The following is a 20,293-nucleotide window of genomic DNA, read 5'->3' on the forward strand; positions in this document are numbered from 1 at the left end:
TCATCCCGTAATCCCCGTTGGCGGGAACGATTGTTGAACCATTACCGTTGCCGGCTACCGAACCACTCCAGAAGAGGATGACTCCCATGTTCGAAGTCCGCGGATTCGCCGCCCCCCAGGCCAAGGCGCCCCTCGTTCCCTTCAAGGTTCCGCGTCGCGATGTCGGCGCCCATGACGTGCACATCGAGATCCTCTACAGCGGCATCTGCCATTCGGACCTGCACCAGGCTCACAACGACTGGGGCAACTCCATCTACCCCATGGTTCCGGGCCACGAGATCGTCGGCCGGGTGAAGGCCGTCGGTTCGGCGGTGAAGAAGTTCAAGGTCGGCGACTACGCCGGCGTCGGTTGCATGGTCGACTCCTGCCGTGAGTGCGAATCATGCAAGCGCGACCTCGAGCAGTACTGCCTGAACCACACGAGCTTCACGTACAACGGCACGGAACAGGACCGCAGCACGCCGACCTATGGCGGCTATTCCACCGATGTCGTGGTCGAAGAGCGTTTCGTGGTGAAGGTATCCGAGAAGCTCGACCTGAAGGCTGTCGCGCCGCTGCTTTGCGCGGGCATCACCACGTATTCGCCGCTGCGCCACTGGAACGTCGGTCCCGGACAGAAGGTCGGCGTCGTCGGCCTCGGTGGCCTCGGCCACATGGGCGTGAAGTTCGCCAAGGCGATGGGCGCGCATGTCACGATGATCACCACTTCGGCGTCCAAGGGTGCGGATGCGAAGCGCCTCGGCGCCGATGCCGTGCTGCTCTCCACGGACGCCGAAGCGATGAAGGCGGCCGCCGCCAGCTTCGACTTCCTGCTCAACACGGTGCCGGTGTCGCACGACCTGAATCCGTACATCAACCTGCTCAAGCTCGACGGCACGATGGTGCTGGTCGGCGTGCTCACGCCGATCGACGGCATGATCGGTGGCGCCCTGATGCTCCCGCGCCGCACGATCGCCGGCTCCGCCATCGGTGGCATGGCCGAGACCCAGGAAATGATGGATTTCTGCGCCGAGCACAACATCGTGTCGGATATCGAACTGGTCGACATGGCCTCGATCAACGAGACCTTCGTACGCCTGGTGAAGAACGACGTGCGCTACCGCTTCGTGATCGACATGGCGACGATGCCGGCCTGAGGCGAATGACGTTCGCGGCCGAGGCAGCTTTCATGGGCAGCCCCGGCCGCGAGCACTATTCAGCGGTGACTAACCCGGGGCTACCCGCTATCGTCGAAGCGAATCCCAAAGGACTCCGGGCTTGAAGCGTTTCCTCCGTTACCTGGCCGTCATCGTCGGCCTGCTCGTCGTCTTCATCGTCTTCGCCGCGGTGTCCGCGTGGCCCAACGTCGGTTCGGGAGCGAACGACCCGCGTGCCCCGGATATCGTCCGTTCGCCGCAATGGCACGGTGATCGCTTCGCCAATCCCCTGCCGATGTACAGCAACCTCAAGGGCGGCATCTGGCAGATGCTCGAATCGCAGCCGGGCGAAGAGCCCGATGCCCCGGTACCCACGATCGATTCGTCGGCCGTCTATGCGCAGCCGCCGTCGAGTGGACTACGCGTGACCTGGTTTGGCCATTCGTCGATGCTCGTCGAAATCGATGGCGCGAACATCGTCGTCGACCCGCTGTGGAGCGAACGGCCTTCGCCCTTCCCATGGCTCGGTCCGAAGCGGTGGTACGAGCCTCCGGTGCCGATCGATCGCCTGCCGCGTGTCGACGCGGTCGTGATCTCGCACGATCATTACGACCATCTGGATCGCCCATCCGTGCAGGCGTTGAACGCTCGTGGCACGCGCTTCATCGTGCCCCTCGGCGTCGGTGCGCATCTCGTCGGTTGGGGCGTGCCGCGGGACCGGATCACCGAGCTGGACTGGTGGCAGGAAGCGAAGGTGGGAAACGTGCGCGTCGTGTCGACACCTTCGCGGCATGCATCTGGCCGTCTTTCGCCGCAAAGCGACCACACGCTATGGACGGGCTTCGCGCTCGTCGGCCCCGTTCATCGCGCTTTTTATTCCGGGGACACCGGTCTCAATGACACCTTCGTCGACGTGGGCACGAAGCTCGGCCCGTTCGATGTGACGATGATCGAGGCCGGTCAGTACGATCCGCAATGGCCCGATTGGCACCTCGGCCCGGAGCAGGCGATGCTGGTGCACGAAGAGGTTCGTGGCCGCGTGTTGATTCCCGTGCACTGGGGTCTGATCAAGCTGGCGCATCACGCGTGGACCGAGCCACCGGAACGCATCCTCGCGGCGGCGCGATGCAGCCACGCCGATGTGCTGGTTCCGGAGCCGGGACAGGCGGTGGAGCCGACGACGCATCCCGTGATTCCACGCTGGTGGCCAGCGCAGCGCTGGTTCACCGGAGAGCAACACGCGATTGTCGCGTCACGCCATGGCGACCCCAACGAAAAATTCGAGGTGCCCGTATGCCGAAGCGACACCTGAACGAGCAAGCCGCGCGGGGATAGCGAGCAACCGTCTACGGGCGCCTGCGCTATGCCGGCAACGATCCGTCCGGCATTTCCAGGTGCATCGGTATGCCGCCCAGTGGCCTGCCCGTCGATTCGTCCACCACCACGGCCCGCACCGGGCAGCCAGTCTCCTCGTTGACGAGGTGGCTGAGCTTGCCGTGCCCGTTATACCGGCGGCCCCACTCGCCCATCGCCGCGAGGATCGGAATGAAATCCCGGCCCGCCAGGGTCAGCACGTATTCGTCGCGCGGCGGGCGTTCGCTGTAGCGGCGCTTCTCCAATACACCCGCCTCGGTCAGGGACTTCAATCGGCGGGACAGGATGTTCGGCGCGATGCCCAGGCTGGTCCGGAACTGGTCGAACTGGGTCATGCCCCGGCTGGCGTCGCGGAGGATCAGCGCGCTCCATGCATCGCCCACCAGGGCGAGGCTCCGGGAGATGGCGCAGGTACCTGAAGAAAGTTTGTCGATGTCCATTGCATTATGATAGTGAAGTCACTATCGTAGGGCAACCTAGTTACTATCACTTTGCAAGTAACCCTACGGAGTCATCGTCATGAGCACTGAAAACAAAGGTACGGCCCTGGTCACGGGCGCTTCCTCGGGTATCGGCGAGGTCTATGCCGAGCGTCTCGCCGACCGCGGCTACGACCTGATCCTGGCCGCCCGCCGCGTGGACCGGCTGGAAGCGGTGGCGCAGAAGATCGCCGCCCGCACGGGGCGCAAGGTCGAGGTTTTGCGCGCCGACCTGACCGACCGCAAGGACATCTCGACCGTGGAACGCCGCCTCGCCGAGGACGCGTCCATCACCCTGCTGGTCAACAACGCCGGCATTTCGCTCGAAGGCAGCCTGCTCGAGAACGGCAGCGAGCCGATCGAGAAGCTGATCACCGTGAACATCCTCGCTCCTACGCTGCTGACCGCGGCAGCCGCGAAGGCGTTCGTCGCACGCGATAAGGGCGGCATCATCAATATCGCCTCCGTCCTGGCCTTCGTTCCTGAAATGTTCGACGGCATCTACAGCGGCTCCAAGGCCCATCTGCTCAACATCACCCAAAGCCTGGCAGCCAAGGTGCAAGGCACGAACGTGCGCGCACAGGCCGTGTTGCCGGGTGCGACGCGGTCGGAGATATGGGAGAAGTCGGGCAAGGACGTGGATGCGCTGCTTCCGGGGATGGTGATGGAAACCGCCGATCTGGTCGACGCGGCGCTGGTCGGCTACGACCGTGGCGAAGTGGTGACCATTCCGCCGTTGCAGGATGAAGCGCAGTACAAGACGTTCGAGGCCGCGCGGCTGGCGATGGCACCGAACCTCTCGCGCAAGGAAGTGGCGCCGCGCTATCGCGGGTGAGGTCAATCGCCGACAGGGTCGGCTCCCACCAGCCAACCGCAACCTTGTGGGAGCCGATTCATCGGCGATTCGTAGCCCTCTGGGAGCCGACCCTGTCGGCGACGCTCTCCAACACGAACAGTGGCTTACCACCACTTCCGTTTTGGCGGCGCACGAATGCGCGCTAAACTGTAGAACTCGCTAGGTTCTCGCGGTTAGGCATGCTCTCCTTCGTGTTCGGTGCCTTCGGGCTGTCCACCCTCTGGCTGCTTCCCCTGCTCTGGCGTCTCGGCGTCGCGATGGTTCGCCGGCGGCGTCCGCCGACGGTAGGCCCCGGTGCGATTCGTTTCTGGGCGGGGTTCCTTCTCGTGTTGCTTTCGAGCACCGCGCTCGAAGGACTCATGCTGTCGCACTACACGGACGATCCCTCCGTGGGCGGTGCGGTGTGCCATTGGCTGGCGGGGGTTGTATCGGGCTTCCCGGGCTTTGCCGCGCTGCTGTGTATCGTCGCTATCGTGATCGCCTTGCCCTGGTACCTGGGTGTTCCCTTGTCCGCGTTCCTCGCGCGTGGCAATGCGCTGGTCGAACCATTGGGCATCCTCGCCGTTGGCGGAATACGTCGACTGTTCAATCGCTCGGCGACTCGCGCGACGGGCAGACGTTCCGTTCCCGCCGTGCGTCGTCCGGACCGTGCACCCGCTCGACGGAGGAAAACGACAACGGCCGCTTCACGTTCGGCACCCGCTGCGCATAAGCCGCGCGTCGACACCGCGCGGCGCGAGTCCGTTCCGTCCGTTCGCCCTTCCGTCGCCACGCCGGTGCCGCCGAGGCATCGCGCGCTGCCGGACACGGTGATTCGCGAGCCGTGGCTGGCGCCGAAAACGGCGGCTGCTGCGAGTGGTGGATCGGAGGTGGTCGCGCGCGCCGTGGAGCGTGAGGCGAGGTTTGAATCGCCGACAGGGTCGGCTCCCACCGAGCGTAGCGTAGCGATGCCGGTCGAGCATGTTGTCGAGGCGGTTTCGCAGAAGCGCTCGAACGATATCTCCTACAGCGCGCCTCGTGGCGGATACGACGCAGGTTTTACAGGGCACGACGATGCGCCTCTCGCAACAGCTCCACTGACGTCTGTTGCGCCTGTTCCGGTCGCTCCCGTGTCGCGGTTCGCGATCGCGGCGAACGACGAAATGGCTGTCGAATCAGTGCCCGTCGTTGCACTGACTCCGGTTCGTCCCCTGCGGGCGACGGAAACGAGTGCCGTCACGGTACCACCGCTTTCCCTGCTCGCCGCCGCGCCGGCGAACGCCACCACTGCGATCTCCGAGCAGGAACTCATCGATACCGGTGAACTGATCGAGCAGCGCCTGCGCGAGTTCAAGGTGCCCGTGCAGGTCGTCGGTGCGTCCGCCGGTCCGGTGATCACGCGGTACGAAGTCGAGCCCGCCGTTGGCGTGCGCGGCAACCAGATCGTCGCCTTGATGAAGGATCTCGCCCGCGGTCTCGGCCGCACGTCGATCCGCGTGGTGGAAACCATCCCCGGCAAGACATGCATGGGTCTGGAATTGCCGAACGAACAGCGGCAGATGATCGCCTTGTCGGAGATCCTCGACTCGGCGGAATACCGTGAGTCCGATTCGTTGCTGACCCTGGCCATGGGCAAGGGCATCACCGGCGAGCCCGTGGTGGCCGACCTGGCCAAGGCGCCGCATATGCTGGTCGCGGGAACGACGGGCTCGGGCAAGTCGGTCGCGGTGAACGCGATGATCCTGTCGATGCTCTACAAGGCCACGCCCGACGACGTGCGCATGATCATGATCGATCCGAAGATGCTGGAGCTTTCGGTCTACGAAGGCATCCCGCATCTGCTCGCCCCGGTCGTGACCGACATGAAGCTCGCCGCGAACGCATTGAACTGGTGCGTGGCGGAAATGGAGAATCGCTACAAGGTGATGTCCGACCTGCGCGTGCGCAACCTCGCCGGTTACAACCAGAAGGTCCGCGAGGCGCGGGCCGCCGGCAGGCCGTTGTTCAACCCTTTCCCCGCGCATCCGGAAGTGCCCGAGCACCTCGACACGCTGCCGATGATCGTGGTGGTGATCGACGAGCTGGCCGACCTGATGATGGTCGCCGGGAAGAAGATCGAGGAACTGATCGCACGGCTGGCGCAGAAGGCGCGCGCCGCGGGCATCCACCTCATCCTCGCCACGCAGCGCCCCTCCGTCGACGTCATCACCGGCTTGATCAAGGCCAACATCCCCACGCGCGTCGCCTTTCAGGTGTCGTCGAAAATCGACTCGCGCACCATCCTCGACCAGATGGGCGCGGAAAGCCTGCTGGGCCAGGGCGACATGTTGTTCCTTCCTCCCGGTACGGGCTATCCGCAACGCATCCACGGCGCCTTCGTCGCCGACGAGGAAGTGCATCGCATCGTGGCATGGCTGAAGCAGTTCGGCGAGCCCGATTACAAGGACGAAATCCTCGCCGGTCCGCCCAGCGAAGCCGTCGATGGCGAACCGGGCGAAGACGGGGTCGATGCCGAGCTTGATCCCCTCTACGACGAAGCGGCGGCGTTCGTGCTCCGTTCTCGCCGCGCGTCCATCTCGTTCGTGCAACGCCAGTTCCGCATCGGCTACAACCGCGCGGCCCGGCTCGTCGAGGCCATGGAAGCGGCAGGCCTCGTCTCGTCGATGGGCATCAATGGCCAGCGCGAAGTCATTGCGCCGGGGCCGCAGGACTGACCAGTCCCGGTAAAGACTAAACCAGCCTCGGTTGTGCAGGTCTGGGCTTCTGTGTAGGTCCGGGCTTCGGTGGGAGCCGACCCTGTCGGCGATGGGTGCTTGCCATGGCCTAGCCCGCTGCCGCGGGATCGCCGACAAGGTCGGCTCCCACAGGGTCTACTCCTACCTGGTTCATCCGACATCGATAGCGGCAAGTTCCGCTTTTGTGGGAGCCGCTTCAGCGGCGATTTCCGCGAAGCGGAAGCAAAAAGGCCGGGTCACCTCGCGGTGGCCCGGCCCCTGGTGCATCGCGCTTGCGGTGCTCTTATTCCTTCGTGAGCAGCTTCAGCGGCACGGCGATCGACTTCTCGACCGGCTGCTTGTCGATGAGCTTCTTCGCCGTTTCGACGCCGAGCTTGCCGATCTCTTCCGGCTGTTGGGCGACGGTGGCGGCCATCGCGCCGCTCTGCACGGCGGTCTTGCCGTCCGGCGTGCCGTCGAAGCCGACAACCAGTACTTTCTTGTTCTTTCCGGCCAGGGCCTGCACCGCGCCCAGCGCCATCTCGTCATTCTGGGCGAAGATCGCCTGCACGTCGCTATTGCCCTGGAGAAGGTTCTCGCTCACCGAGAGGCCTTGCGCGCGGTCGAAGTTGGCGGGCTGCTTCGCGACGACCTTCATGCCGGTGGTGGCGATCTCGTCGTCGAAGCCCTTGCCGCGCTCACGCGCCGCCGAAGTGCCGGCCACGCCCTGCAACTCGATGATGTTGCCCTTGCCACCCAGCGCCTTCGCCAGGTAATCGGCGGCCATCTTGCCGCCGGCGACATTGTCCGACGCGATGTGCGACGCGACTTCGGCGCCATCGACGCCACGGTCGAGCGTGACCACCGGAATGTTCGCGCGCTGCGCGGACTGCACCGCGCCGGCCAGGGCCGAGGAATCGGTCGGGTTGAGCAGGATCACCGAGACGCGCTTCTGGATCAGGTCTTCCACGCTGGAGATCTGGCGCGCCGGATCGTCCTGCGCGTCGACCACGACGAGCTGCACGCCGGCGTCCTTCGCGGCCTTCTCGGCGCCGTCCTTGAGTTCGACGAAGAACGGGTTGTTCTGCGTGGACAGCGCGAGGCCGACCACCGGAGTGCCCGAGGGCGCGGCGCCGCCGGCGGTTGCACCGGCTGCCGGGGCGGATTCGCCCGGGCCCTGCTGCGAGCAGGCCGCGAGAAGCGTTGCCGCGGCCGCGGCGAGGAATGTCAGTTTGCGCATGGTGTGTTCCCTCGTTGTTATTACTGCCGCCTGTCGAGCAGGACGGCGATCAGGATGACGATGCCCTTCACCACCTGCTGGTAGAAGGAGCTTACGCCGAGCAGGTTGAGACCGTTGTTCAGGAAGCCGATCAGCAGCGCGCCGACCAGGGTGCCGAAGAGCCAGCCACGGCCGCCGGCGAGACTGGTGCCGCCGAGCACCACCGCCGCGATGGCATCCAGCTCGTAGCCGGCGCCTGCGGTGGCTTGCGCGGAATACAGGCGCGAGGTGAGCACGATGCCCGCGAAGGCAGACAGCAGCCCGGAGAGACCGTAGATCGCCAGTTTCATCGGCGACAGGCGGACGCCGGACAAACGCGCCGCTTCCTCGTTGCCGCCGATCGCGATCACGTGGCGACCGAACACCGTGCCACGCAACAGGAAGCCGCAGAGCACGAAGGCGACGAACATCCAGATCACCGGCAACGGGATCAGGTTGGCCACGTACCCACCACCGAGCAGCGCGAAGCTGGGATTGGTGACGGGGATCGGGCTGCCCTGCGTATACGACAGCGTGACGCCGCGCAGGAGCGTCATCGTGCCCAACGTCGCGATGAACGGGGCGACCTTGCCCCAGGACACCAGGGCGCCGTTGACCATGCCGAGCACGAGGCCGAGCAGCAAGCCCGCGCCGGCAGATAGCACCATGCCGTGGCCCGCGGCCATGAGGCCGGCGGTGACCGCGCCCGTGAGCGCGAGGATGGCGCCGACCGAGAGATCGATGCCGCCGGCGAGGATCACGAAGGTCATGCCGAAGGCGATCAGTGCGTTGATCGACACCTGGCGCAACACGGTCAGCAGGTTGCCCGTGGTGAGGAAGTCCGGACTCATGATCGACAGCGCGATGAAGAGCAGGATCAGCCCGATCACGGAGCCGAGGCGTTGCAGGAGCGTCGTGGCGCGGCTCCAGTCGAGTTGGAGAGTCATGTCACTTGCCTCCGGTCGCGGCGGTCATCACGGATTCCTGGGTGGCACCGTGGGCGTCGAGCAGGGCCGTCGCACGGCCCTCGTGCATGACCAGGATGCGGTCGCTCATCGCGAGCACCTCCGGCAGTTCCGAGGAAATCATGAGGATGGCCACGCCCTGCTCCGCGAGTTGATTGATGATGTGATAGATCTCTGCCTTGCCGCCGACGTCGACGCCGCGGGTGGGCTCGTCGAGGATGAGCACGCGTGGCTTCAACGCCAGCCACTTGGCCAGGACGACCTTCTGCTGGTTGCCGCCGGACAGTGCCCGGACATCGAGTTCCATGTCGCGCGTGCGGATCTTCAAGGCGTCGATCAGCCCGCGCGTCTGTTTCTTCTCGCCCGGACGGTCGACCAGCCCCGCATGCGCCGGGACGCGCGGAAGGCTGACGTTCTCGCGCAGGCTCATGCCGAGCACCAGGCCCTGCGCCTTGCGATCCTCGGTAACGAAACCGAACCCGGAATGGATGGCTTCGTTCGGCGACTTCGGCGTCACCACCTTGCCATCGAGCGTGACCGTGCCTTCGCTGAGCTTGTCGAGGCCGAACAGCAGGCGCGCGAGTTCGGTGCGGCCCGCGCCGAGCAGGCCGGCCACGCCGAGCACTTCACCCGAGTGCAGGTCGAAGCTCACATCCTTCACCATGCCACCGGTCACGTGCTCGACCTTCAGGCGCACCTCGCGGATGTTCGGCGTGCGCGTGGGGAAGCGCGCGTCGAGCGTGCGCCCGACCATCATCTTCACCACCTCGTCGAAGGCCAGGCCAGGAACCGGACGCGTGCCAACGAAGTGACCGTCACGCAGCACCGAGATGCGATCGCACAGGGCGAAGATCTCTTCCATGCGGTGCGACACGTAGACGATGCCCGTGCCCTGCGCGCGCAGGTCGCGGATGAGCTTGAACAGCGTGTTGGTCTCGTGTTCGGTCAGCGCCGCCGTTGGCTCGTCCATGATGAGCACGCGCGCGTTCTGGCCGAGCGCGCGGGCGATCTCGACCATCTGCTGCTGTCCAACGGACAAGCGTTCGATCAAGGTGCCGGGGTCGAGCCGCTCCATGCCCACGCGCGCCAGCCACTCCATCGCGCGCCTGGTCATCGCGCGATGGTCGAGCAGGCCGAAGCGCTGGATCTCGCGGCCGAGGAATAGGTTGTCCGCGATGCTGAGCGCGGGGATCAGGTTGAGTTCCTGATGGATGATGGCGATGCCGTATTTCTCGGCATCCGCTGGCGTCGTGATCGACGCCGGCTTGCCGTCGACCTCGATGCTGCCGGAGTCCGGCGCGTAGATCCCGGTGAGGATCTTCATCAAGGTGGATTTGCCCGCGCCGTTTTCACCCATCAGCGCATGCACTTCGCCCGGCAGCAACTCGAAAGCCACGCCTTCGAGCACCTTCACCGGACCGAAGGCCTTGTGGATGTCCTGCATCCTGACCAGGGGCGCGCTCATCAGAACGTCACGCCGGCGTGCAGGATCACATTCGCGTAGGGCGAGGTCTCGCCGGTGCGAACCACGGCCACCGCCCGCGCGGTCAGTCGCTTGAGGTCGTCGTGGGACACCTCGTCGACTGTGAGGCCGTCGCCGGCGAGGCGGCGCGACAGCGCGACCAACGCGGGATTCCTTTCATGGATCTCGCGTGCCACGGTGACGCGTTCGACGGCGAGTTCCGCGTATACCGCGTCGAATACCGTCGCGAAGGATGGCGTGCCAGGCAGCACCGCCAGGTCGATACAGGACACGCCGTGGGGAACCGGCAGTCCCACGTCGGCGATCACCAGCGTGTCTGTATGCCCCATCGCGGCGATGAGCCGGTTGAGTTCGGCGTGCAGCAGGCCGCTACGTCTCATCGATGTGTCTCCAGGAACGCCGCGAGTTCATCGGCGCGTGGCATGCCGTCCTGCGCACCCAGGCGGGAGACTGCGATCGCGGCGGCGGCGCAGGCCTTGCGCACCGCCATGTCGAGGCCCTCGGCGAGGTACACCGCGAGAGCGGCATTGAAGGTATCGCCGGCGCCCGTGCTATCCACGGCGTCGACCTTGAAGCCCGGCTGGTGCCGTGGCTCGTCGTCCTTGTCGCGGAACCACGCGCCGTCCTCGCCGCGGGTCAATACGACCGGGCAGGGTGCGCGACGCATGAGTTCACGGAAATCGGATTCGCCTTCCGCGCCGAGCACCGTGGCGAGTTCGTGCTGGTTCGGCGTGAGGAAGCGCACGTGCGACAGCCATTCGACCGGCAGCCGCTGGGCGGGAGCGGGATTGAGAATGACCGGAGCGCCTTCTTCGCGCGCGATACGCAAGGTGGCCTCGACGGCGTCCAGCGGAATCTCCAACTGGACCAGCACCGCATCGGCGCCGCGAATGAGTTCGCGTGCGGCCTCGACCTGCGCGGGAGTGACCCGTCCATTGGCGGCGGGCACCACGACGATGTTGTTCTCGCCACCGGCGACGGTGATCGACGCGGTACCGCTGCCGATGCCGTCGATACGGGCGACGTGGCCGACATCGATGCCCTCGGCGGCGAGCCCGTCGTAGAGTTGCTTGCCGAAGGCGTCGTCGCCCACGCAGCCGATCATCGATACCGAGGCGCCGAGACGCGCGGCGGCTACCGCCTGGTTCGCACCCTTGCCGCCGGGAATCGTGAGGAACCGGTCGCCGGTGAGCGTCTCGCCCGGGCCGGGAAAGCGCGGCGCGAGAGTGACCAGGTCCATGTTGATGCTGCCGACGACGACGATTCGCGTCATGCTGGTTTGCTCCGGAGTAGGGATCGCGGAACGTCCGGTGTTCGCTGGTGGATGCGGGATGGCGCGCAAATATACGCCTTGCACGCGCATGTTGCTTTCATGCGCATGCTTTCCCTTACCGGGACAATCCCTTGGCGTCGAGTTCGGCGAGGTAGGCGGGCCACGCCGTGTCGTAGGCGCGGCCGAGGTCGTAGAGCGTGTCCCAGCCGAAGATGCCGCTGGCGTGGCCGTCGTCGAAGCGGATCAACACGCCATAGTGGCCGGTGGGTTCGAGCGCGGTGATGCCCACGTTGCGCTTGCCGGAGACCAGGATCTTCTGGCCGGGCCCATGGCCCTGCACCTCGGCGCTGGGCGAGTTCACCCGGAGGTATTCACAGGGAAGACGGAAGCGTTCGCCGTTGTCGAAAGCCACCTCGAGGACGCGCGAGGCCGAATGCAGGACGATGTCGAGGGGACGCGGGCGGGGCATGGGCCGATGGCCTTGGAATGGAGCAAAGGAACTGAGGACCAAGGAGCCGAGCTTAAAGCTTCTTGTGGAAGAGTTCTTGCGGGAGTGCCGGCTTGTTGTGGGAGCCGATTTATCGGCGATGCCTACCTACGAAGTGGCGCCGGACATGGTCGCGAGCGCCCTTTCGCCGCTGAAGCAGCTCCCACATTTACACCAGCGGCGGCTCAGGGCGCGCGGCCGAAGCCGTCGCCCGTGCCCTGTTCCAGCGGCGGCGGATCGCCGGCAACCGCAAGGAGGGCGGTGGCGTAGGCGTCTTCCATGCTCACCGTGGAGACTTCGTCCCACGAGAAGAACGAGGGCTCGCGCAGCCACTCCGCGTCGGGAGTGATCTCCTGCATGTTGAAGCCTTCGTCGTCCACGCTGACCACGCGGCCGATGTAGCAGACTTCCGACTCGTCTTCGCTGTCGACGTGCACGCCGATGACCGGCGCGTGGGCGGCCGCGGCCTTCACGACCTGCGCGATGTCGTCCAGGGGGAAGTCCGCCGGCGGTGTCGGGCGGATGCCCTTCATCGCGAGCGCCTTCTCGAGGAAGCTCGAATGCTTGTCCGGCGCCTCGAATTCGGAAATGTCGCGATGCCGCATGATGTACATGCCGTCATAGCTCACGCCGTCGCCGATCACCCACAGCAGGAAGAATTCACGGCCGACACCGCCCACGTAGCCGCAGAAGCTGCCGTGTTCGAGTTCGCCGCGCCACAGACGCACCAGTTGCTGGTTGTCCTGCGCTTCGCGCAGTCCAGCTCGCTGGCCGTTGGTTTTGAGTTGAATAACCTTGCCCATATACGTCAATAGTTTAGCAGAGGGGAGGCACCCCGATGTTCAGAGGATGTAACGGCTAAGATCTTCGTCCTGGACCAGGGAAGCCAGGTTTTTATCGACGTAATCAGCGTCGATCACATACTTTTCACCGGATTTGTCCGCCGCTTCGAAGGAGATCTTCTCCAGCAGCCGCTCCATGACCGTGTGCAGGCGGCGGGCCCCGATGTTTTCGGTCCTTTCGTTGACCTGGAACGCCACGTCCGCCAGCCGATCGATGCCCGTCTCAGTGAAATCCAGGGTCACGCCTTCGGTATGCAGCAGCGCAACATATTGCTTGGTCAGGGCATTGTTCGGTTCGCGCAGGATCCGCTTGAAGTCGTCGACGGAGAGCGCGTTCAGTTCCACGCGGATCGGCAGGCGGCCCTGCAATTCCGGGATCAGGTCGGAAGGCTTGGCCAGCGAGAACGCGCCGGAGGCGATGAACAGGATGTGGTCGGTCTTGATCGAGCCGTACTTGGTCGAGACGGTGGAACCCTCGACCAGGGGCAGCAGGTCGCGCTGCACGCCCTCGCGGCTCACGCCGGCACCACCCCACTCCGAGCGCTGGGCCACCTTGTCGATCTCGTCGATGAAGACGATGCCGTTCTGTTCGGCGCTGTCGACTGCGCGGCTGCGCAGTTCCTCGTCGTTGAGCAGCTTGCCCGCCTCTTCCTCGACCAGCAGCGGACGGGCCTGGCGGATGCTCATCTTGCGCTTCTGAGACTTCTGCCCGCCGAGGTTCTGGAACATCTTGCCCAGCTGCTGGCTCATTTCCTCCATCCCCGGCGGCGTCATGATCTCCACGCCGACGTTCATGGCGAAGTCCAGCTCGATCTCTCGGTCGTCGAGCGTGCCCTCGCGCAGCTGCTTGCGCAGCTTCTGCCGCGTGTCGCTGTCGATCGCGGTGACGTTGCTGGCGGTGTCGTCCCAGCCGGTCGCCTGCCGCCGCGGCAGCAGGGCATCGAGCAAGCGGTCCTCGGCAGCGTCCTCGGCCTGGCTGCGCACACGGGTCTTCGCGTGATCGCGCACGAGTTTGTACGAGATGTCCGCAAGATCGCGGATGATCGACTCCACATCCTTGCCTACATAGCCCACTTCGGTGAACTTGGTCGCCTCGACCTTCACGAAGGGCGCGTTGGCCAGCGTGGCCAGACGGCGCGCGATCTCGGTCTTGCCGACGCCGGTCGGACCGATCATGAGGATGTTCTTCGGCGTGACCTCGTCGCGCATGCCCGGTTCGAGCTGCATGCGCCGCCAGCGGTTGCGTAAAGCGATGGCCACGGCGCGCTTGGCGTCGTGCTGGCCGACGATGTAACGGTCGAGTTCGTTGACGATCTCGCGGGGAGTCAGTTCGGACATCGGGTCAGAGCTCTTCGATCGAATAGTTGTGGTTGGTATAGATGCAGATATCACCGGCGATCTTGAGCGCTTTTTCCACGATCGTGCGCGCATCCAGCTCGGTGTTCTCCATCAAGGCCAGGGCGGCCGACTGGGCGTAGGGCCCGCCCGAGCCGATGGCGATAAGGCCGTGCTCCGGTTCGAGCACGTCGCCGTTACCGGAGATCAGCAGCGAGGCCTCCTTGTCGGCGACCGCCAGCATGGCTTCCAGGCGGCCCAGGCGGCGATCGGTGCGCCATTCCTTGGCCATCTCCACCGCCGAGCGGGTGAGGTTGCCGCCGTGCTTGACCAGCTTCTCCTCGAACAGCTCGAACAAGGTGAAGGCGTCGGCGGTGGCGCCGGCGAACCCCGCCAGGACGTCGCCCTTGCCGAGGCGGCGTACCTTGCGCGCATTGGCCTTCATGACGGTATTGCCGAGGGTCACCTGTCCGTCACTGCCGATGACGACCTTGCCGTCGCGGCGGACGCAGACGATGGTCGTGGCATGCATCGGTTCCATAGTGCGTTCCTTGGGGGAGAGGCGAGAAGTGGGGGCCCCGGCAAGGCGGCGCAACCCTGCCTCGCCCTGGAGCAGCGAGCGCACCGGCGCTGATGGCATAGCGCATGCTGCGAATATCCTCAGGCCTGGGAAGTGACGGCGCTCGTCGTCCCCCCGCCGAAAGCCCATGGTTTCAGGCGCGCCGTTCTCTTACGCAGCGCGTCGGTGGTCAGCCATGGCAGCATCCGCGCTTCGGACGGTGTTGGAAACGGCATGATGCCTTTGGTGTGGCGCCTTGGAGCGGGCCTGGGAGGCCTGGGCGCGGTGATGATCGCTCCTTACCTGGCCGGCGTGTGCATCCTCGCGGTGCTCGGCCTGCCGCTGACCACGCTGCGCGTCGGTCTGGCCTACGCCTACTGGCAGGCGCTGGACCTGCCCGCCTTCGCACCGTACGCGCTGCGCATCCGCTGGGCGGGCGGCGTCGGGCTGGCGCTGGCACCGGCCGCCTGGTTGTACGGGGTCGTACGCCTCTGGCGGCTGGCGCGCGTGCGCTACCCGCGGCCCAACGGACCGCCCTTCCTCGGGCCGGCGGACTGGCCGCACGGCGGTCCGGGCGCACCGGGACAACCGGTCCTGACCACGCACCGGCTACGCCGTTATCACCTGCCCCCGGGCGAATCGCTGCTCCTGGCCGCACCGGCCTACGGCGCCACCCACGCGATGCTGAAGAGTGTTCTGCGCGACCTGCGCGCGCCGCTGCTGGTCATCGACCTCGACGGGGCGATGCACGAGGCCACGGCTGGTTGGCGTGCCGTGATCGGTGAGGTGCACCGTCTGGCCCCGTTCGGCGGTGGCCGCCCATGGAACCCGCTGGCGACCGCCTGGACCGACGGGGGGCTGGACCGGGAGGCGCTCGATGCGCTGGCGGCGTGCTGGTACCCGCCGCGCGATCGCACCGACCGCGCGCCGGCCAGCCACGTGCGCGGCATGTTCCGTACGCTGGTGACCGCCCTCGACGAGGTGCTGCGCGCGGCCGGCGAATCCGTGCCACCGGCGCCGGGCGACCTGTGGCGGTTGCTCGCCGTCAGCGAAGGATCCACCGATCGCCGCGTGCTCACCGTGCTCGCGCACCACCCGGCGTTGAGCGCGGCCACGCGGGACGCCTTGCGCGAGGCGGCGGCGCTGGACGGCGACACCCTGGGCCGCATCGGTACCCGGCTGCGTGCGCCGCTGGAACCCTTCGCGGGCGCGGACCTCGACGCGGGCACCCGCGGCGCCCGGCGGCCGCTGTCCTCGGTGGGTAGCACCACCGTGTACCTCGACGTGCCCTACGCCCGGCGACAGGACGCCGTCCCGTGGATCGAGGCCTTCGTGACGCAGTGGCTCGACCGGGTGCGCGACGAGCGCGCGGTCATCGTCATCCATGGCCTGGACCTGCTTCCCCCGCTGCCGTGCCTGCAACGGACCGACGGCAACTTCCGTTGCCTGGCCTCGGTCCGGAGCCTCGCCACGCTCTACGACGCCTATGGACGCACCGCGGCGGCGCTGATGCACCGGTTCGGCGTGCTCGCCGTGCAGACGCCGTGCGATCGTGCGCTGGCCACGCGTGAGGCCGCCGCCATCGACCGGCACGCCGCCTCGCGATGCGGCGCGTTCCGGCCGCTCTATCCCCGCGCGGGCGCCGACGCCTTGCTGGCCCTGCGCGCGGGCGAGCAAGCAGTGTTCGCCCCCTCCCTGTCGCATGCCATGCGTTGCCGGGTCGTGGCGACCCGCGACATCGCGCCAGCGCCACCCGTTCCCGCTCAAGGAGAGCCCATGCCGTTTCCGAAACCCCTGGCCGTGCTGCTGGCTTCGTTGGTCGCCGGGTGCTCCGCACCGGCGCAGAAGGTCGTGGCCGAGTCGCCGCTGTACCCTTGCGGGCCACGGAATGGCTACGCCGACCCCAACGGACTGACCGAGGCCAGCCTTGGGCCGCACCAGTTTTGTTTGGCGTCGAAGCTGTTCAACGGCTATCACCAGCCATCGGGTGACGGCAATGGAATCAGCTTTCTCCTTGATTGGCCGACGCTGGAGCCGCTGCCGTATGGCTTCGACGTGTACAAGGACAACAACCGGTTCCTCGCGAGCCTGGGTATCAGTGTGACGTACCTGAACCGGCTGAACGACGAGCAGTATCGGGTCCGCCTGCGGCGGACGATCGAGCCGTTCAACCTGTCGGACCCGGTGCAGCGAGCTGACCCGGCGGACAACCTCGGCCTGCGCATCAAGGGCACGCCGGTCCACGGGCTGACGCCGTACTACGCCGATTTCGACAAGCTCAAAGCGTATTACGTGACGCTCTACGGACCCGCCACGCGCGCCTTCGAGCCGGACATGAACGACGACTGGTACGTCGACATGGGCGAGGACGGCCTTCCGCGCACCGTGCTGAAGTGTTCGCCGCAGGCCATCCCCGATGGGGTGCGCATGCAGAACGGGCGTCTGGTCAAAATCGACGGGGTCTTCGTCCGCGCCACCTGCAGCCACGATTTCCTCATCCCGGAGTACAAGGCCATGGTCAGCTTGTACTACCAGCGCCTGATGATGCCCGATTGGCAGCGGATCGAGACGCGCATCCGCCGCTTGTTGCATGAGGCGGAGATGGATCGATGAGTACGCCGTCCGGCTTGAGTCAGAAAGACCTGGACATCCTCAAGCATTACGTAAGAGAGAGGAACCGCGAGTTGTATTGGAACTACCTCGCCGAACTGCCGGGCAACGACGGCTACGGCCGCCTGGCCCTGGGCGTGGTCCGCCACGACAACATGCCCGGGGCGACGGCGAACCGCTACGCGCAGAACTACGCCCGCGAGCACAACGGCAAGGTGCTCAGCGAGCGGGAGTGGGACAACTTCGGCGTCGACCTGATCAAGAAGGACCTGGCCTACCGCGAGGTTCATATGACAAACGGCCAGACGCATCTTGCGTTGAATCTGCCAGCCAAGGACATACAGGACGCCCACGACAAGTCGTTCAACAAGATAGAAGTCGATCCCGATGCCTGGACGCCACGCAAGCTGCTCGAAGCGGCCCGCCACGCCGGCGAGCGGGAAGCCGAACACCAGGAGAATCTGGCCGCCGCGCGTGGCCAAACGGTCGATACCAAAGCCATCCGCGAAGCCCACGTCGAACAGGTCTGGTCGAGCCTGCTCGACAACGACGCGCTCGGCCTGCATCGCGGCAAGGACACCTTGCTGAACCTCGCCACCGCGCAGGACATGCCGGTGGCCGAACGCGCCGCCTACGCGCGCGACATGGGCGCCGCCTACCTGGGCGCGTTCGACGAACGCTCGCACGACGCACCGAACGTCATCGGCCGCATCGACCACTACTACGCCCGCGACCACGAGGGCGCATGGGTGGAGATCCACCATGCGCAGCCGACGATCGGCGTGCGCCTGGACCAGATGGACGACGTGACCGATCCGGCGGTGCGGCAGCGCCTGGAAGATACCTACCGGCTACGCCAGGAACGCGCCGCCGCCCGCGAGGCCATGCATCCGGATGACCCCGGCCGGCACATCGAGTCCCCGCACCCGCTGGCCGTGCACAGGTCCCGCTCGACCTTGCCGAAACCGGGCGACGACCCGCTCTACGCCGCGATCCGCAACCAGTTGCCAATGGAAGTCTCCGACGACAAGGCCGCCGAGGTCGCCCTGCGCGCCCGCCACGCGGGCATCCACCGGCCCGACCGCCTCCCGGCGGTGGAGATCGAGGAACGCCACATCGTCTTCGACGGCACGCGCCGCGGTGTCCCGGTCGCCGTGTCGATGGACACGCCGGCACCGCCGAGGGAGGAGAGCCTCGCCCAGGCCGTGCAGCTGGACCAGCAGGCCATGCAGGTCCTGCTACAACAGCAGGAGATGCAGCAGTCCCAGCAGATGGTCATGCAGCGCAGCGGGCCGGTCATGCGCTTGTAGGAGGATGCCGAGGGCTACTCAACCCTTTCGCTTCGCCCGCGGATGGGCCGCGTCGTACACCTTCGCCAGGTGCTGGAAATCCAGGTGGGTGTAGATCTGGGTGGTGGCGATGTCGGCGTGGCCGAGCAGTTCCTGCACCGAGCGAAGGTCGCCCGACGATTCCAGCATGTGGCTGGCGAAAGTGTGTCGCAGCATGTGCGGGTGCACGCGCTTGGCCTGGCCGCTGGACAGCTTGGCCAGACGAAGTTGAATGGCGCGGGAGCCGATGGGCGCTCCACCGCGGCCCTTGAACACCGGCTGCTCCGGATCGGCTCCGCCGAGGGCGGCCAGAGCCCTCAGCGCGGCAACCGCATATCTCCCCACCGGGAGGATGCGTGTCTTGTTGCCCTTGCCGAGCACGCGCACCTGGCCGTCATCGAGGTCGAGGTCGCCCCAGTGCAGGCCGCAAAGTTCCGACAGGCGCAGGCCGCTGGAATAGAACAGTTCCATCATCGCCGTGTCGCGCGGCGCCAGCGTTCCGCCGAGGTTGGTCTCGACCAGTTCCTTCGCTTCGTCCGCATCGAGTACCTGGGGCAGCTTGCGGCGCACCTTCGGCCCGCGCACGCCAGCGGCGGGATCGTGATCGAGCCTGCCTTCCCGGCTGAGGTAGCGGAACAGGCTGCGGCAGGCGGAGAGCAGCCGCTGGATGCTGTTCGGCTCCAGGCCCCTCGTCTCGCGTCCGTCCTTGCCGCGCAAGGGGCGATGCAATCGCGCGATCATCGAGCGCATGCGATCGGGGCTCAGGCCATCGAAGCTTTCCAGGCCCTCGGCATCCATGTACTCGAGCAACTTGTCCAGGTCGCGCCGGTAGGCCGCGAGCGTATGCGCCGAGGGCGCGCGCTCGGCGGCGAAGTGGCGCAGGAAGGCCTCGACGGCCTCGCGCGGGTTCACGCCGCCTTCCGGGCCCGTTCGATGGCCGAGCCGACGGTGGTCGAGATCATGTCGAGGAACAGCGTGCCCATGCCCGGATGGAACCGGTCGGGATCGGCGCTGCCGATGGCCAGCAACGCATCCTTGCCGATCCGCATGAGCGCGGCGGAACGGACATCGGGTGCGGTATCGCCGAACAGGCGGTGCAGCTTGTCGGGCGCCAGGCGACCGGCGACGGGATCGCCGTGCTCCAGGAACGAGGCGAATTCGGGCAACCCCGAGGCACCATGCGGCTCGCGCAGCAGCCAGGGCTCGTCGGGCAGGCCGGCGAGGTCGCCGAAGAAGACCAGGCGTATACGCTCCGACTGGAAATCCTCGGTGAGGCGCCGGACCACGTGGCGCACGGTGTCCTCGACGCCACTGGCGCCCAGCAGGGCGAGCATGAGGCTGTGCACGCGACGCATCAGCTTCTCGTTGTCGGCGGCGACCGCCGTCAATTCCTTGAGGCGCGTCTCCAGCTCGGCGTTCTTATCGCGCAGGCCCCGCAACTGGTGCACGGCGAGCGAGGCGGCGGGGCCGTTCGCGCTGGGCAACACCAGTTCATTGGCGAGTTCGGGATAGCCGACGAGGAAGTCCGGATGCCGTCGCAGGTAGGACGCCACGGTGGCTGGCTTGATATCGCCGTCGATCGCGGTGTCGGTCATGTCGTTTCTTCCTCGAAGTG

18 protein-coding genes are annotated in these 20,293 nt (G+C 66.3%); 6 read left to right on the forward strand and 12 right to left on the reverse strand.

Going from position 1 to position 20,293, the window contains the following annotated elements; all coding sequences use genetic code 11:
• Positions 1-86: 86 nt before the first annotated feature.
• Both QFZ41_RS09930 and QFZ41_RS09935 read left to right on the forward strand, forming a co-directional pair.
• Positions 87-1,136 carry an NAD(P)-dependent alcohol dehydrogenase gene (locus QFZ41_RS09930; RefSeq protein ID WP_371024378.1) on the forward strand — a complete coding sequence of 350 codons (1,050 nt, stop codon included), beginning with the start codon at positions 87-89 and terminating at the stop codon, positions 1,134-1,136.
• Positions 1,137-1,257: 121 nt separating this feature from the next.
• On the forward strand, positions 1,258-2,448 hold the full coding sequence (locus tag QFZ41_RS09935) for an MBL fold metallo-hydrolase (RefSeq protein WP_429198613.1): 1,191 nt from the start codon (positions 1,258-1,260) through the stop codon (positions 2,446-2,448).
• Between the two features lie 49 nt (positions 2,449-2,497).
• On the opposite strand, the gene QFZ41_RS09940 is transcribed toward QFZ41_RS09935, so the two are convergent.
• The gene (locus tag QFZ41_RS09940; RefSeq protein WP_429198614.1) at positions 2,498-2,950 is read right to left on the reverse strand and encodes a winged helix-turn-helix transcriptional regulator; all 453 of its coding nucleotides are present in this window, start codon (positions 2,948-2,950) and stop codon (positions 2,498-2,500) included.
• A gap of 79 nt (positions 2,951-3,029) precedes the next feature.
• On the opposite strand from QFZ41_RS09940, the gene QFZ41_RS09945 reads away from it, so the two are divergent.
• Positions 3,030-3,824: an SDR family NAD(P)-dependent oxidoreductase gene (locus QFZ41_RS09945; protein ID WP_429198615.1), complete on the forward strand. Its 795-nt coding sequence runs from the start codon at positions 3,030-3,032 to the stop codon at positions 3,822-3,824.
• A 200-nt stretch (positions 3,825-4,024) separates the two neighbouring features.
• Positions 4,025-6,538, forward strand: coding sequence for a DNA translocase FtsK (locus tag QFZ41_RS09950; protein ID WP_429198616.1), 2,514 nt, complete (start codon positions 4,025-4,027; stop codon positions 6,536-6,538).
• Positions 6,539-6,842: 304 nt separating this feature from the next.
• Here QFZ41_RS09950 and rbsB read toward each other — a convergent pair whose 3' ends face one another.
• The 9 genes from rbsB to hslV form a co-directional block, all read right to left on the reverse strand.
• Positions 6,843-7,778: a ribose ABC transporter substrate-binding protein RbsB gene (gene rbsB / locus QFZ41_RS09955; protein WP_371024383.1), complete on the reverse strand. Its 936-nt coding sequence runs from the start codon at positions 7,776-7,778 to the stop codon at positions 6,843-6,845.
• 20 nt (positions 7,779-7,798) lie between these two features.
• The gene (locus QFZ41_RS09960; RefSeq protein WP_429198617.1) at positions 7,799-8,743 is read right to left on the reverse strand and encodes an ABC transporter permease subunit; all 945 of its coding nucleotides are present in this window, start codon (positions 8,741-8,743) and stop codon (positions 7,799-7,801) included.
• Between the two features lies 1 nt (position 8,744).
• Entirely contained in the window at positions 8,745-10,226 is a 1,482-nt protein-coding gene (locus tag QFZ41_RS09965) for a sugar ABC transporter ATP-binding protein (RefSeq protein ID WP_429198618.1), read from the reverse strand.
• Positions 10,226-10,624 carry a D-ribose pyranase gene (gene rbsD / locus QFZ41_RS09970; protein ID WP_429198619.1) on the reverse strand — a complete coding sequence of 133 codons (399 nt, stop codon included), beginning with the start codon at positions 10,622-10,624 and terminating at the stop codon, positions 10,226-10,228. Before rbsD ends, QFZ41_RS09965 begins: the two co-directional genes overlap by 1 nt.
• Complete coding sequence (gene rbsK, locus QFZ41_RS09975) at positions 10,621-11,517, reverse strand: ribokinase (RefSeq protein ID WP_429198620.1); 897 nt, start codon at positions 11,515-11,517, stop codon at positions 10,621-10,623. The genes rbsD and rbsK overlap by 4 nt, the downstream gene beginning before the upstream one ends.
• A 115-nt stretch (positions 11,518-11,632) precedes the next feature.
• A complete protein-coding gene (locus QFZ41_RS09980) occupies positions 11,633-11,986 on the reverse strand; it encodes a gamma-butyrobetaine hydroxylase-like domain-containing protein (protein WP_429198621.1) in 354 nt (117 codons plus the stop codon).
• Between the two features lie 203 nt (positions 11,987-12,189).
• Positions 12,190-12,807, reverse strand: a complete 618-nt coding sequence (locus QFZ41_RS09985; RefSeq protein ID WP_429198622.1) for a hypothetical protein — start codon at positions 12,805-12,807, stop codon at positions 12,190-12,192.
• Between the two features lie 39 nt (positions 12,808-12,846).
• Positions 12,847-14,184, reverse strand: a complete 1,338-nt coding sequence (gene hslU, locus QFZ41_RS09990; RefSeq protein ID WP_429198623.1) for an ATP-dependent protease ATPase subunit HslU — start codon at positions 14,182-14,184, stop codon at positions 12,847-12,849.
• 4 nt (positions 14,185-14,188) lie between these two features.
• Positions 14,189-14,722 (reverse strand): ATP-dependent protease subunit HslV, encoded by a 534-nt coding sequence (hslV, locus tag QFZ41_RS09995; RefSeq protein WP_250339282.1) that lies wholly within the window; start codon positions 14,720-14,722, stop codon positions 14,189-14,191.
• 252 nt (positions 14,723-14,974) lie between these two features.
• On the opposite strand from hslV, the gene QFZ41_RS10000 reads away from it, so the two are divergent.
• The gene (locus tag QFZ41_RS10000) at positions 14,975-17,353 is read left to right on the forward strand and encodes a hypothetical protein (protein WP_429198624.1); all 2,379 of its coding nucleotides are present in this window, start codon (positions 14,975-14,977) and stop codon (positions 17,351-17,353) included.
• On the forward strand, positions 17,350-18,660 hold the full coding sequence (locus QFZ41_RS10005) for a hypothetical protein (RefSeq protein ID WP_429198625.1): 1,311 nt from the start codon (positions 17,350-17,352) through the stop codon (positions 18,658-18,660). Before QFZ41_RS10000 ends, QFZ41_RS10005 begins: the two co-directional genes overlap by 4 nt.
• Positions 18,661-18,678: 18 nt before the next feature.
• Here the strand turns inward: QFZ41_RS10005 and QFZ41_RS10010 are convergent, their stop codons facing one another.
• Positions 18,679-19,590 (reverse strand): tyrosine recombinase XerC, encoded by a 912-nt coding sequence (locus QFZ41_RS10010; protein ID WP_429198626.1) that lies wholly within the window; start codon positions 19,588-19,590, stop codon positions 18,679-18,681.
• Entirely contained in the window at positions 19,587-20,273 is a 687-nt protein-coding gene (locus tag QFZ41_RS10015; protein ID WP_429198627.1) for a DUF484 family protein, read from the reverse strand. Before QFZ41_RS10015 ends, QFZ41_RS10010 begins: the two co-directional genes overlap by 4 nt.
• Positions 20,274-20,293: the final 20 nt, after the last annotated feature.

Source organism: Luteibacter sp. W1I16, from assembly GCF_050434905.1.
Lineage (GTDB): Bacteria > Pseudomonadota > Gammaproteobacteria > Xanthomonadales > Rhodanobacteraceae > Luteibacter.

Bases quoted from the DNA above. Each gene is read 5' to 3' on its own strand.
- QFZ41_RS10015 (WP_429198627.1), bottom strand. From the start codon at position 20,273: ATGACCGACACCGCGATCGACGGCGATATCAAGCCAGCCACCGTGGCG.
- QFZ41_RS09930 (WP_371024378.1), top strand. From the start codon at position 87: ATGTTCGAAGTCCGCGGATTCGCCGCCCCCCAGGCCAAGGCGCCCCTC.
- rbsK (WP_429198620.1), bottom strand. From the start codon at position 11,517: ATGACGCGAATCGTCGTCGTCGGCAGCATCAACATGGACCTGGTCACT.
- QFZ41_RS09965 (WP_429198618.1), bottom strand. From the start codon at position 10,226: ATGAGCGCGCCCCTGGTCAGGATGCAGGACATCCACAAGGCCTTCGGT.
- QFZ41_RS09960 (WP_429198617.1), bottom strand. From the start codon at position 8,743: ATGACTCTCCAACTCGACTGGAGCCGCGCCACGACGCTCCTGCAACGC.
- QFZ41_RS10000 (WP_429198624.1), top strand. From the start codon at position 14,975: ATGATGCCTTTGGTGTGGCGCCTTGGAGCGGGCCTGGGAGGCCTGGGC.
- rbsD (WP_429198619.1), bottom strand. From the start codon at position 10,624: ATGAGACGTAGCGGCCTGCTGCACGCCGAACTCAACCGGCTCATCGCC.
- hslV (WP_250339282.1), bottom strand. From the start codon at position 14,722: ATGGAACCGATGCATGCCACGACCATCGTCTGCGTCCGCCGCGACGGC.
- QFZ41_RS09985 (WP_429198622.1), bottom strand. From the start codon at position 12,807: ATGGGCAAGGTTATTCAACTCAAAACCAACGGCCAGCGAGCTGGACTG.
- rbsB (WP_371024383.1), bottom strand. From the start codon at position 7,778: ATGCGCAAACTGACATTCCTCGCCGCGGCCGCGGCAACGCTTCTCGCG.
- QFZ41_RS09980 (WP_429198621.1), bottom strand. From the start codon at position 11,986: ATGCCCCGCCCGCGTCCCCTCGACATCGTCCTGCATTCGGCCTCGCGC.
- QFZ41_RS09950 (WP_429198616.1), top strand. From the start codon at position 4,025: ATGCTCTCCTTCGTGTTCGGTGCCTTCGGGCTGTCCACCCTCTGGCTG.
- QFZ41_RS10005 (WP_429198625.1), top strand. From the start codon at position 17,350: ATGAGTACGCCGTCCGGCTTGAGTCAGAAAGACCTGGACATCCTCAAG.
- hslU (WP_429198623.1), bottom strand. From the start codon at position 14,184: ATGTCCGAACTGACTCCCCGCGAGATCGTCAACGAACTCGACCGTTAC.
- QFZ41_RS09940 (WP_429198614.1), bottom strand. From the start codon at position 2,950: ATGGACATCGACAAACTTTCTTCAGGTACCTGCGCCATCTCCCGGAGC.
- QFZ41_RS09945 (WP_429198615.1), top strand. From the start codon at position 3,030: ATGAGCACTGAAAACAAAGGTACGGCCCTGGTCACGGGCGCTTCCTCG.